General features: G+C 68.2%; 10 protein-coding genes. 3 read left to right on the top strand and 7 right to left on the bottom strand.

The genetic code is table 11. From position 1 onward, the window contains the following. Positions 1–26: 26 nt before the first annotated feature. From BEN78_07475 to BEN78_07455, 5 genes are read right to left on the bottom strand one after another with little or no spacing between them, the layout of a single operon-like run. Positions 27–914 carry a 3-hydroxyisobutyrate dehydrogenase gene (locus tag BEN78_07475; GenBank protein ID ASR44995.1) on the bottom strand — a complete coding sequence of 296 codons (888 nt, stop codon included), beginning with the start codon at positions 912–914 and terminating at the stop codon, positions 27–29. A 55-nt stretch (positions 915–969) separates the two neighbouring features. Continuing rightward, entirely contained in the window at positions 970–2,130 is a 1,161-nt protein-coding gene (locus BEN78_07470; GenBank protein ID ASR43239.1) for an enoyl-CoA hydratase, read from the bottom strand. Further along, a complete protein-coding gene (locus tag BEN78_07465; protein ASR43238.1) occupies positions 2,127–2,936 on the bottom strand; it encodes an enoyl-CoA hydratase in 810 nt (269 codons plus the stop codon). The genes BEN78_07470 and BEN78_07465 overlap by 4 nt, the downstream gene beginning before the upstream one ends. Beyond that, positions 2,933–4,111 (bottom strand): acyl-CoA dehydrogenase, encoded by a 1,179-nt coding sequence (locus BEN78_07460; GenBank protein ID ASR43237.1) that lies wholly within the window; start codon positions 4,109–4,111, stop codon positions 2,933–2,935. The genes BEN78_07465 and BEN78_07460 overlap by 4 nt, the downstream gene beginning before the upstream one ends. A 2-nt stretch (positions 4,112–4,113) precedes the next feature. Continuing rightward, on the bottom strand, positions 4,114–5,622 hold the full coding sequence (locus BEN78_07455) for a methylmalonate-semialdehyde dehydrogenase (acylating) (protein ID ASR43236.1): 1,509 nt from the start codon (positions 5,620–5,622) through the stop codon (positions 4,114–4,116). Positions 5,623–5,743: 121 nt separating this feature from the next. On the opposite strand from BEN78_07455, the gene BEN78_07450 reads away from it, so the two are divergent. From BEN78_07450 to BEN78_07440, 3 genes are all read left to right on the top strand, one after another. After that, positions 5,744–7,099 (top strand): Cro/Cl family transcriptional regulator, encoded by a 1,356-nt coding sequence (locus BEN78_07450; GenBank protein ASR43235.1) that lies wholly within the window; start codon positions 5,744–5,746, stop codon positions 7,097–7,099. Positions 7,100–7,236: 137 nt separating this feature from the next. Further along, positions 7,237–7,434, top strand: coding sequence for a hypothetical protein (locus tag BEN78_07445; GenBank protein ASR43234.1), 198 nt, complete (start codon positions 7,237–7,239; stop codon positions 7,432–7,434). A gap of 365 nt (positions 7,435–7,799) precedes the next feature. Then, the gene (locus BEN78_07440) at positions 7,800–9,449 is read left to right on the top strand and encodes a hypothetical protein (protein ASR44994.1); all 1,650 of its coding nucleotides are present in this window, start codon (positions 7,800–7,802) and stop codon (positions 9,447–9,449) included. Here the strand turns inward: BEN78_07440 and BEN78_07435 are convergent. Together BEN78_07435 and BEN78_07430 are read right to left on the bottom strand one after the other, a co-directional pair. Next, the gene (locus BEN78_07435) at positions 9,446–9,634 is read right to left on the bottom strand and encodes a hypothetical protein (GenBank protein ASR43233.1); all 189 of its coding nucleotides are present in this window, start codon (positions 9,632–9,634) and stop codon (positions 9,446–9,448) included. The two genes, BEN78_07440 and BEN78_07435, sit on opposite strands and share 4 nt — an antisense overlap. A gap of 146 nt (positions 9,635–9,780) precedes the next feature. Continuing rightward, positions 9,781–11,724 (bottom strand): peptidase, encoded by a 1,944-nt coding sequence (locus BEN78_07430; GenBank protein ASR43232.1) that lies wholly within the window; start codon positions 11,722–11,724, stop codon positions 9,781–9,783. Positions 11,725–11,741: the final 17 nt, after the last annotated feature.

Genomic DNA, 11,741 nt, shown 5'->3' with positions numbered 1-11,741 from the left:
CCGGCGATACCGGGCGGGTGTTCAGATCAGCGTCGCTGCAGCAGCGTCACCACGCTGGAGAAATCCAGCCCGCCGTTACCGGCCTGGCTGTTCATCGCATAGAGGTTGCGCGCCAACTCGCCCAGCGGCACCGCCGCGCCCGTGCCCATCGCGGCCTCCGCGGCCAGGCCCAGATCCTTGAGCATCAGGTCGTTGCCGAAGCCGCCGGTATAGCCGCGCGATGCCGGCGCATTCTCGAGCACGCCGGGCCACGGATTGCAGACCTCGGTCGCCCAACTGCGGCTGGTGCTGACCGCCATCATCTGCGACAGCACCTTCGGGTCCAGGCCATGCGCGGCGCCGAGCGCGATCGCCTCGCCGGTCGCGGCCATGATCACGCCCAGCGCCATGTTGTTGCACAGCTTGGCGACCTGACCGGCGCCGGCATCGCCCATGTGGAAGATGTTCTTGCCCATCGCCTCGAGCACCGGCCGGGCGCGTTCAAGCGCGTCCGCGCTGCCGCCGACGATGAAGGTCAGCGTGCCGGCCTGGGCACCGGCGGTACCGCCGGAGACCGGGGCGTCGATCATCTGCAGACCACGCGCCTTCGCCGCAGCGGCGACCTTCTGCGCGGAGGCCGGTGCGATCGTGCTGCAGTCGATGACCAGCGCGCCGTCGGGCAGCGTCGCCATCAGGCCGTCGTCGCCCAGGTAGAGGCCTTCGACGTGGCGGCTGGCCGGCAACATCGAGATCACGACCTCCGCCTCGACCACCGCATCGGCAGCGCTGGCAGCGGCGCTCGCGCCCGCCTGCACGACCGGGGCAAGCGCGTCCGTATTGAGGTCGAAGGCACGCACGGCGTGGCCGGCCTTGGCGAGGTTGGCGGCCATCGGCCCGCCCATGTTGCCCAGTCCGATGAAGGCGATGCGAGTCATGTGATTCTCCAGGTGACGATGCGGATGGGGCGTGCAGTCTTCGCCGGCCGACAGGTCATGCGGCGCGCGGCGAGGCCAGGTCGGCGAGTGGATGCACACCGCCCGGCCAGTCGGGTTCGACGAGGAACGTCTGCGCCCAGGCCGGTGTCGTGGCAGCCAGCGTGGCCGGCGCCCAGCGCGGGGTGCGGTCCTTGTCGATCAGCAGCGCACGGATACCCTCGGCGAAATCGCCATGCGCGGCGCAATGCAGCGCGGCGACGTACTCCATGCGGAACACGTCGGCCAGCGACAGGTCGGCCGCGCGACGCTGCAGCTCGAACCCCAGCCGCGCCGATCCCGGCGAACCGGCGGCAAACGTCTTCTGCGCCGCGGCGAGCCAGGCGTCGTCGCCGGCGTCGAGTGCGGCGATCGCCTCGACGATGTCCTCCAGCCGCGCGTGGGCGCAGACCGCCGCGACGGTCTGTGCGTGCAACTGCAGCGGGCCGACTTCGACCGGGACGACGAAGCGCTGCAGCAGCGCATCCAGCCGCGCATGGTTGTCGCGGTCGTCGTGTGCCCAGGGCTCGGCAGCGATGGCGTCGTACACCGCCTCGCGATCGGCCTCCGCCAGGTGCACGTCCGCCAACTGCGCGTGGATCGCATCGCCCGGCCCCAGCAGCGCGCCGGTCAGTGCGAGGAACAGGCCTGCACGGTCGGGCACGCGGGCCAGCAGCCAACTGCCGCCCACATCCGGGAACAGACCGACGGTGATTTCCGGGAACGCCAGCTTCGAGCGCTCGGTCACCACACGGTGGCTGGCGCCGGCCATCAAGCCGATGCCGCCGCCCATGACGATGCCATGACCCCAGCACAGCACCGGCTTGGGGTAGGTGTGGATGCGGTGGTCGAGCCGGTACTCGACCTCAAAGAACTCGGCGGCGTAGGCGTTGTCGCGCACGTCGGTGGCGCCCGCCGCGCGATACGCGGTCATGCTCTCGTACAGCGCATGCAGGTCGCCACCGGCGCAGAACGCTTTCTCGCCGGCGCCCTGCAGCACGACCAGGGCGATCGCCTCGTCCTGCGCCCAGGCCACGAGTTGCGCATCGAGCAGCCGCGCCATCTCCAGCGACAGGCCGTTGAGGGTCTTGGGCCGGTTTAGCGTGGCAATGCCCACGCGGCGGCCGCCGGCCGCGGCGCGCTCTTCGAACAGCACCGCAGCGGGATCGGCCGCGCTCATGCGTTGGTCCACACGGGGCTGCGCTTCTCCAGGAACGCGGCGACGCCTTCCTTCTGATCGGCGGTGTCGAACAGGTCGACGAACAGTTCGCGCTCGGCGATCAGGCCGGCGACCGCGGGCTGGCTGCGTGTGGTCTGCACCAGTCGCTTGCACGCTGCGACGCTGGTCGGCGACTGCTTGGCGGCCTTGGCCGCCCAGTCCAGTGCGCGCGCCTTCGCCTCGCCGCGCTCCACGACCTCCTCGACCACACCGATGCGCAGCGCGGTCGCCGCGTCGATGCGCTCGCCGAGCAGGATCATGCGCTTGGCCCAGCCCTCGCCGGCCAGGCGGGTGAGGTTCTGGGTGCCGCCCGCGCATGGCAACAGACCCACGGTCGCTTCGGGCAGCGCGAGCTGCGCCTGCGCCTCGGCGATGCGCAGGTCGCAGGCCAACGCGCACTCGAGCCCGCCGCCCATCGCATACCCGTTGATCGCGGCGATCGACACGCCGCGGAACGCGCTCAGCGCCTCGAAGGCCTCGCCGAAGCGGCGCGCGGCCTCGCGTGCGGCGGCCTTGTCGCCGGACGCGAACTGCTTGAGGTCAGCGCCGGCCGAGAAGAACTTCTCGCCCTCGCCGGTGATCACCAGCGCATAGATGTCGCGGTCGCCGTCGAGCGCGGCGACCAGGTCACGCAGCGCCGCCAGACTGTGCACGGTCCAGGTGTTGGCGGGCGGATTGCGCAGCGTGACGATCGCAGTGTGGCCGTCGATCTCCAGTCCCAGCCCGGTCCAGTCGCGCGTGCGGTAGTCGTGGGCGGTGTGGCTCATCGCAGGTCCTCCTCGGTGTTGAGCAGATGGCGCGCGACGATCACGCGCATGATCTCGTTGGTGCCTTCCAGGATCTGGTGCACGCGGCTGTCGCGCAACAGGCGCTCGACCGGGTACTCGCGGATGTAGCCGTAGCCGCCGTGCAACTGCAGCGCATCGTTGCACACGGCAAAGCCGGCATCGGTCGCGAAACGCTTGGCCATCGCGCACCACACCGTGGCATCGCCGCTGCCGGCATCGAGCTTGCGCGCGGCGGTGTGCACCATCTGCCGGGCGGCGACCAACTGCGTGGCCATGTCGGCGAGCTTGAACTGCAGCGCCTGGAACTCGCCGATCGCCTTGCCGAACTGCTTGCGCTCGCGCAGGTACCCGCGCGCGGCGTCGAGCGCACCTTGGGCGGCGCCCAGCGAGCAGGCCGCGATGTTGATGCGGCCGCCGTCCAGGCCCTTCATCGCGATCTTGAAGCCCTCGCCTTCCGCGCCGAGCAGATGGTCGGCCGGCACACGCACGCCGGTGAAGCTGATCGTGCGGGTGGGCTGGCTGTTCCAGCCCATCTTCTCTTCCTTCTTGCCGTACTCGATGCCCGGCAGGTCGGCCGGCACCGCGAACGCGCTGATCCCGCGCGCGCCCTCGCCACCGGTGCGGGCCATCACGATCAGCATGTCGGTGGCACCGGCGCCGGAGATGAAGGCCTTGCTGCCATCGATGACGTAGTCGTCGCCTTCGCGCACTGCGCGGGTCTTGAGCGAGGCGGCATCGGAACCCGCGCCGGGCTCGGTCAGGCAGTAGGAGCCGAGCTTGTCGCCGCTGGCCATCGCCGCGGCCCATTCGCCGCGCACCCGTGCCCCGGCCCAGGATGCGAGCATCCAGGTCGCCATGTTGTGGATGCTGATGTAGGCCGCGGTCGAGGGGTCGGCCGCCGACAGTTCCTCGAAGATCAGCGCCGCATCCAGCCGCGACAGGCCGATGCCGCCGGCATCCTCGGGCGTGTAGATGCCGCAGAAGCCGAGCGCGCCGGCGCCGGCAATCACGTCGCGCGGGAAGATGCCCTGCGCATCCCAGTGCGCGGCCTGCGGCGCGAGTTGCGCGGCGGCGAAATCGCGCGCGGCCTCGCGGAACGCGGTCTGCTCTTCGGTCAGGCCGAAATCGGCGCCGGTGGTGACGGAGACGTCCATCATCACTTCAGGCTGATCGTGGTGTTGACGCCGTGGCCCAGCGTCTCGTCGTCGAACCAGCGCGCGGTCACCGTCTTGGTCTGGGTGTAGAACGTCACCACCTGCTTGCCGTACGGACCGAGGTCACCGAGCTTGGACGCGCGCGAGCCGGTGAACGAGAACAGCGGCACCGGCACTGGGATCGGCACATTGATGCCGACCTGGCCGACATCGATCTCCTCCTGGAACTTGCGCGCGGCCGCACCCGACTGGGTGAATACCGCCACGCCATTGCCATTGGGGTTGGCGTTGACGATCGCGATCGCCTCGTCCAGCGACTCGGCCGCCAGGATCACCAGCACCGGCCCGAAGATCTCTTCGTCGTAGATGCGCATGCCGGGCTTGACCCCGGAGAAGATCGTCGGGCCGACGAAATTGCCCTTGGCGTAGTCGCCGCCCAGCTGGGGATTGCGGCCGTCGAGTTCCAGCGTCGCGCCCTCCTCGATGCCCGAGGCGATCAGCGCTTCGATCCGCTCGCGCGCCGCGCACGAGATCACCGGACCGACATCGGTGCCGGCCTCGGTGCCGCCGCCGACCTTCAGCGTCTTGGCCTTGGCGACCAGGTCGGGAATCCAGGCCTGCGCCTCGCCGACCAGCACCGCGGTACTGGCGGCCATGCAGCGCTGGCCGGCCGCGCCGAAGGCGGCGCCGGCCATCGCGTTGAGGGTCTGCTCCTTGTTCGCGTCGGGCAGCAGGATCGCGTGGTTCTTCGCGCCCATCATGCATTGCACGCGCTTGCCGGCGAGCGAGGCGCGGTTGTAGACGTGGGTGCCGACCTTGGTCGAACCGACGAACGAGACCGCCTTGATGTCGGCGTGGTCGCAGATCGCGTTGACCACATCCGGGCCGCCGTGCACGACATTGAGCACGCCCTTGGGAATGCCGGCTTCGAGCGCGAGCTCGACCAGGCGCATCGTCACCAGCGGGTCCTGCTCGGAGGGCTTGAGCACGAAGGTGTTGCCGGTGGCAATCGCCATCGGGAACATCCACAGCGGGATCATCGCCGGGAAGTTGAACGGGGTGATGCCGGCGCACACGCCCAGCGGCTGCAACAGCGTGTAGGTGTCGACGCCGTTGGCGACATTGTTGGCCAGCTCGCCCAGCTGCAGGTTGCCGATCGCCGCGGCGTGCTCGACCACCTCCAGACCGCGGAACACGTCGCCCTCGGCGTCGGGCAGGGTCTTGCCCTGCTCGCTGGTCAGGATCGCGGCCAGCTCGCTCATGTGCTCGCGGATCAGCTGCTGGTACTTCAGAAAGATCCGCGCACGCGTGCCGATCGGGGTCTTGCGCCAAGTCTGGAACGCCCTCTGCGCGGCGGCGACGGCCGCGTCGACCTCGGCCGCGGTGGCGAACGGCACGCGCGCCAGCACCGCCTGCGTGGCCGGGTTGACCACATCGCGCCATTCGCGGGTCTGGGACTGGACGAACTCGCCATCGATCAGCAGCGGGACGGAGTGCGGGGCATTCGACATGGGACAGGCCTGCGGGCGGGACGGGATTCGCATTATTCGCAGGATCGCACCGCCCGGCGCCTGTTCACGCCCGCGTATCGTGCGAACATCGCCGACATTCCTGCGAAGGTTGCGAACCCTCATGGCCCGTCCCAAGCGCTTCGTCGGCGCCCGGCTGCGCCGCCTGCGCCAGCAACACGGCCTGGCCCAGGCCGCGCTGGCCCAGGCGCTGGCGCTGTCGCCGAGCTACCTCAACCAGATCGAGCGCGACCAGCGCCCGCTCACCCCTGCGGTGCAAGCGCGGCTCGAAGCGCTGCTCGGCCCGCAGCCGACACTGTTCGACGATGCCGGCCCGGCCGCCCTGGTCGGCGAACTGCGCGAGGCGCTGGCCGACCTCGGCGAGACCGCGGCCACGCCCGAGGAACTGGAGACCCTGGCCGGCGACCTGCCCGGCATCGCCCGCGTGCTGCTGGACCTGCACCGCCGTCAGCGCGCGATCCGCGAACGCGCCGACGTGCTCGCCGCGCAACTGGGCGAGGTCGAGCTCGCCGGGCCCGACGGCGACCCGGTGCGCGATTACTTCAACCGCCGCCGCAATCACGTCGCCGAGCTCGACGACATCGCCGAAGCCGCGTTCGGCGCGCACGGGCTGGTCGCCGGCCAAGTCGCCCCGCGGCTGCGCCAGCGGCTGCGCGAGGCCCACAGCATCACCGTGGCGCTGGGCGACGGGTTCGACGACAAGCGCCGCTTCGACCCGGGCACCCGCACGCTGTGGCTGTCGGACTGGCTGCAGCCCGGCCAGCAGGCATTCCAGATGGCGGCCGAGCTCGCGCTGCGCGAGCACGGCGCGCTGATCGACACGCTGGTCGCCCAGGCCGGCTTCGCCGATCCCGAACGCGCCGCGCAGGCCCGCATTGGCCTGTCGAACTACTACGCCGGCGCGCTTGTGATGCCCTATGGCGCCTTCCTCGACGCCGCCCAGGCCGAGCGCTACGACATCGACCGCCTCGCCCACCGCTTCGGTGTCGGCTTCGAGGCCGTCTGCCATCGCCTGAGCACGCTCGCCCGCCCTGGCCGGCCGGGCCTGCCGTTCTTCTTCGTGCGCGTCGACCGCGCCGGCAATATCTCCAAGCGCCATTCGGCGACGGACTTCCACTTCTCCCACGTCGGCGGCGCCTGCCCGCTGTGGATCGTCTACGAGGCCTTCAACCAGCCGGGCCGCATCCTGACCCAGGTCGCGCGCATGCCCGACGGCCGCCGCCACTTCTGGCTGGCGCGCCAGGTCGAGAGCGGCCCGACCGGCTACGGCCGCCAGCGCAAGACCTTCGCCGTCAGCCTGGGCTGCGACCTGCGCCACGCCGGCCGCCTGACCTACTCGCGCGGCCTCGACCTCGACGACCTCGCCACCGCCACCCCGATCGGCCCGGGCTGCAAAGTCTGCGAACGCACCGACTGCGTCCAACGCGCCTTCCCGCCCCTGCGCCTGCCACCCCTCTAAACCGGGGTCGATCTGCGTTGTTTGCAGCCACGCCTAAGCGCCCGCGCAGCACAGGCGCGGCAAAGGCCTTGGTCTCGGGCAGGTCGATCCGGGGACGTCGGGGCATGCTCGCATCTTGCGGCGGCGTGCGAGCGACGATGCCCCTGCGATTCGCGCTGACCGTCGGCTGCGACCTGCGCCATGCCGACCAGCTGATCTATGCGCGCGGCTGGGATCTCAAGGCGATCGACGACGCGGTACCGATCGGCCCGGGCTGTCTCACCTGCGAACGCGAGGATTGCGAGCAGCGTGCGTTTCCCAGTTTGCTGCATGCCCGGTCGTTTCCCGGTGCCTGATCTGCCGACCGTCGAGGTCACAAAGGCTTCGCAATAGCCCAGCGTCGCGACACCAGACTCCATCGGAAGCCTAAACGCGCTTGCGTATCTGCGTGTACACAGGCGTCACCAGCACCAGGTCGACGTTCCTGCTTGTCGGGATGCGCGTGGAAGGCCCGGACCAGTGCGTCAAAGCGTGTCGTGATCATGATCCTGCTTGACGTCATGAACCGAATCTCGATCGAATCATTCAAGTTACTCACTATTCACGAGATAACAGAGAACTTGACACGTGCCGACTTGAATTTCTCCATGTCCGCTCCGTTCATAAATCTTCGGCTACGAGGTCGCACATGAATATCTGGGCACGCCGCACTTTTACGCTTCTGTTATTGCCACTGTTGGCATTTCATGAGGACAGCAGCGCCAGCGATACCGACGACCCTTTGTATAGATATCAGTGGCATCTGAAAAATGTGGGGCAGCGCGCCATCGGCGACGTCCTTCCGACCGCCGGCGTAGACCTGAACATGGGGAGGCTGTACGAACAGGGCGTGACCGGAAAAGGGGTCATCGTCGGGGTGAACGAAGGTGCGCCCATCGATCCGACGAATCCCGATCTGGCCGACAATCTGATCATCAAGACGGTGCAGCCGGACAGTGCATATCTCAGTGGTTCGACCGGAGCTCACGCCATCGCGGCAGCAGGTCATTCCACCGCGGTGGCTGGAATCATCGGTGCGCGTGCGCATAACGGCATCGGCGGTCGCGGCATAGCCCCGGACGTCCGGATCCTCGATCTCCACGTTCCCGAGGCAAAGGGAAGGGCGATGCCCCGGGTCGTGAACGTGAGCGCAGGAGGTACGGCACCGATATTTCTCCCACAAGCGGACGAGCAGGATGCGGATGATCGCTTGGACGACAGGGACAAGAGCCTGCTGGTCGTATCAGCGGGGAACGAGTTCCTTGGGGCCGATGGCATCTCACAAGAGGTCTGCGCCGAAATAACCCGCGGCAGCGGCGTGAGCTGCCTGCCTGGAGCCACCAACATGCTCGGCTCCCTCCCCAACGCGCTGGCAGTGGGTGCCGTCAACGCAAATGGCGTGAAGTCATCGTACTCGAGCACCGGATCGGTCATATGGGTGTCGGCGCCAGGTGGTGAGTACGGCATGCAGCGGAACTATCTGCGCAGCGTCGGTGACGCCGGGAAGATCAACGGCATGCCGGCTTACATGTTTTCACCGGCTATCGTGACGACCGACCGGGTGGGCTGCGATCGGGGCATGAAGACGGCGGGCGATAACTTCTTCGACAACCGCGGCAAGCCATCCGCTCTCAATCCGCGCTGTCTCTTCACCGCCCGGATGAATGGCACGTCTTCGGCGGCGCCGATGGTGACGGGCGTGACTGCGCTGATGCTGCAGGTCAACCCGAAACTGACCTGGCGAGAGATCAAGTACATTCTCGCGACGACGGCCAGACGGATCGATCGGAATCGACCGGATGTGCTCTATCACGGCACCCTGCTCGAGAAGGGATGGGTAAGGAATGCCGCGGGTCATTATTTCAGCAATGCTTATGGCTTCGGGCTGGTGGATGCGACCCGAGCGGTCGCGGCGGCCCGGCATTTCTCCCCGTTGCCGGAGATCAGGGACAGCTGTTGGATCACCTATGCAGGCACGCCGGTCCCGGTCGGCTATCGCAACACGTCAGGACGCGTAAGAGTCACTGCGCGTTCGCGCCTGAAAATCGAGACGGTACATATCCGTCTGAAGACGACCCACCCGACGCCGAGCAATCTTCGGGTAACGGTCGTATCCCCATCCGGCACCGTCAGCACCGTACTGACGGGCCTGGCTTTCCTGGTCCCGACGCCGGACGGATTTGAAATCAGCCTGGCTTCGAGCAATGCCTTCCTCGACGAAGACGCACGAGGAACCTGGACGGTGCAGGTAACCGACGTGCTGGACCCGTCGGCACGGTCGAAATATAGGATCACCCAGGCGGGCATCCGCATTTTCGGCCGGGCAATTTAGCGACGAGGGCCATCTCCTTTCGAATCGACCGCCTCCGCGACCAGCGCGCGCCACGCCTGGTGGCGCAGCGCCGGGCTCGACGCCAAGCCTTGCCAGGCCGGATGCGCACTGAGCAGCGGATCGTCCACGGCGCCGATGGTGCCGCGATGACTGGACCACGCATACTCGGCTGCATCGTCGACCATGCGCGCGCAGCGGATTGCGTTCGGCGTGCGAGCGACGATGCCCGTGCGACGGGAGCGACGCCATCGGGGCGCCGCTCGCCGTCATGTGGGGAAACTGCACTCTGACCCCGGTTCTAGAACGGGGGAAATGCACTCTGACCCTGGTTTCAGTCGTCGAGCAGGGTGTCCTGCCAGAAGGTGACGCCGGCCCAGAAGATGTAGTCGCGGTTCTCGCGCTTGTGGAAGCCGTGGCCTTCGTTGCGGGCGAGGACGTGCCAGGCGCGGCCGCCGTTGGCGCGCACGGCGGCGACGATCTGTTCGGCCTCCGATGGCGGCACGCGCGGGTCATTGCCGCCAGTGGCCACCATCAGCGGCACGCGGATGCGATCGACGTTGCGCAGCGGCGAGATCTCGGCGAGCTTGGCGCGCTGTTCGGCAATGCGTTCGTCACCGTACTCGACGCGCCGCAGGTCTTGGCGATAGGACTGGGTGTTCTCCAGGAACGTCACGAAATCGGAGATCGCCACCGCACAGCTGGCCGCGCGCAGGCGGTCGCTGTAATGCACCGCCGAGGCGTAGCACATGTAACCGCCGTAGGAGAATCCGTAGACCGCGAAGCGCGTCGAATCCAGCGCCGCATCCTGCTCGAGCGCATCGAGGAACGCGCCGATGTCGCGCACCGAGTCCTCGCGCTTCCACGGCCCGTTGTCGAGATCGAGGAAGCGCCGCCCGAAGCCGGACGAACCGCGCACGTTGGGCAGGAAGATCGCGATGCCCAGCTCATTGACCAGATAGTTGTCGGTGCCCAGGAACCCCGGGCGGCTCTGGCCCTCGGGCCCCCCGTGAATGTCGATGATCAACGGTCGCTTGCCGGGGAACTTCGCCGGGTCAGGGCGATACAGGAAGCCCGACATCGCCTCGCCGTCGAAGCTGCGGATCTCGACCCGCTCCGGCGCCCGGTTGCGCGCCAGATCCAGCCCGCCCGCCTCGCTGCGGGTCCAGCGGCGAACCGCGAGCGTGTCGGGATCGATCGAGAATGCATCGCCCGGCACGTCGAAGGCCGACAGGCTCAGGCCGATTTCACCCCAGGGCGCGATCTGCAGCAGGTGCCCGAAGCTCCAGTGCAGCACCCCGTCGGGCAGACCGTCGACGTTGCGAACCTGTCCGCTGGCCGGATCGAGCACGCGCAGCCGCGACACGCCGGCATCGTTGATCGCATAGACGACGAAGCGCTCATCGTCGGCGACCGCGTAATCGGTCACATCCCATGGCGTTTCCGGGCTCAATGCCGTGAACGCGCCGCTGCGACGATCGAGCTTGCCCAGGCGCACCACGTCCGCATCGCGGTTCGACAGCGCCCAGATGCTGCCATCGGCCGCGTAACGTGCGTCCGCATACGAGGCGGCCTGCGCCGCGTCGGTCAGCGAGGTCATGCGGCCACTGCGCAGGTCGATCTCGGCGATCACCGCCTGGTTGATCGACAAGCGGTTGATCGCCAGGGCGTTACGGCCATCGGCGGAGAAGTCGCTGATGTTCCAGCCGCCGCCGGTGACCGTCGCCACCCGATGATCGGTCGACGGATCGCGCGGATCGATCACATACAGATCGGCGTCGGTGCCGTTGCGGCGGGTCGACGAATAGCCGACCCAGCGGCCGTCGCGGCTCCAGGCGCCAAATGCATTGCGGCTCTTGCCGTCGGTGAGCAGCGTCAGCCGGCCTTCGTCGAGCCGGTAGAGCTGGAAGAACTCATCGCCGCCGACGTCCTTCTGTACCACCAGCGCCGGCGCGCCGGCCGGTGCATGGGTCGCGAACGGGGTCGGCTCAGCCTCGAAGCTGATCTGCCGACGCGCGCCGTCGGGCCGGGCGACCTCGAACAGCTGATCGGTGCTGCCGAAGCGGGTCTTGATCAGCATCGAACGATCGGCGGTGTTCCAGCCCAGGAACTGCGCGCTGCGGAACTCCAGGTAGGGCCGCGTACGCGTTGCGGTGTCGTCGGGAATCTCGGGAACGCCATCGGCCAGCACCGCCGGCGGCACGGCGACGGTCGCGGATGCGACCGTCGCTGCCACCAGCAATGTGAGACCCAGGAGCGCCTGGTGTGCGGTCTTCATGGAGGTCATACCTTCGT

This window comes from Xanthomonas citri pv. mangiferaeindicae (assembly GCA_002240395.1).
Classification (GTDB): domain Bacteria; phylum Pseudomonadota; class Gammaproteobacteria; order Xanthomonadales; family Xanthomonadaceae; genus Luteimonas; species Luteimonas citri_A.
The sequence above is the reverse complement of the archived record's forward strand: the minus strand, read 5'-3'. Positions and strand labels throughout refer to the sequence as shown.

Bases quoted from the DNA above. Each gene is read 5' to 3' on its own strand.
- BEN78_07475 (ASR44995.1), bottom strand. From the start codon at position 914: ATGACTCGCATCGCCTTCATCGGACTGGGCAACATGGGCGGGCCGATG.
- BEN78_07470 (ASR43239.1), bottom strand. From the start codon at position 2,130: ATGAGCGCGGCCGATCCCGCTGCGGTGCTGTTCGAAGAGCGCGCCGCG.
- BEN78_07465 (ASR43238.1), bottom strand. From the start codon at position 2,936: ATGAGCCACACCGCCCACGACTACCGCACGCGCGACTGGACCGGGCTG.
- BEN78_07460 (ASR43237.1), bottom strand. From the start codon at position 4,111: ATGGACGTCTCCGTCACCACCGGCGCCGATTTCGGCCTGACCGAAGAG.
- BEN78_07455 (ASR43236.1), bottom strand. From the start codon at position 5,622: ATGTCGAATGCCCCGCACTCCGTCCCGCTGCTGATCGATGGCGAGTTC.
- BEN78_07450 (ASR43235.1), top strand. From the start codon at position 5,744: ATGGCCCGTCCCAAGCGCTTCGTCGGCGCCCGGCTGCGCCGCCTGCGC.
- BEN78_07445 (ASR43234.1), top strand. From the start codon at position 7,237: ATGCCCCTGCGATTCGCGCTGACCGTCGGCTGCGACCTGCGCCATGCC.
- BEN78_07435 (ASR43233.1), bottom strand. From the start codon at position 9,634: ATGGTCGACGATGCAGCCGAGTATGCGTGGTCCAGTCATCGCGGCACC.
- BEN78_07430 (ASR43232.1), bottom strand. From the start codon at position 11,724: ATGAAGACCGCACACCAGGCGCTCCTGGGTCTCACATTGCTGGTGGCA.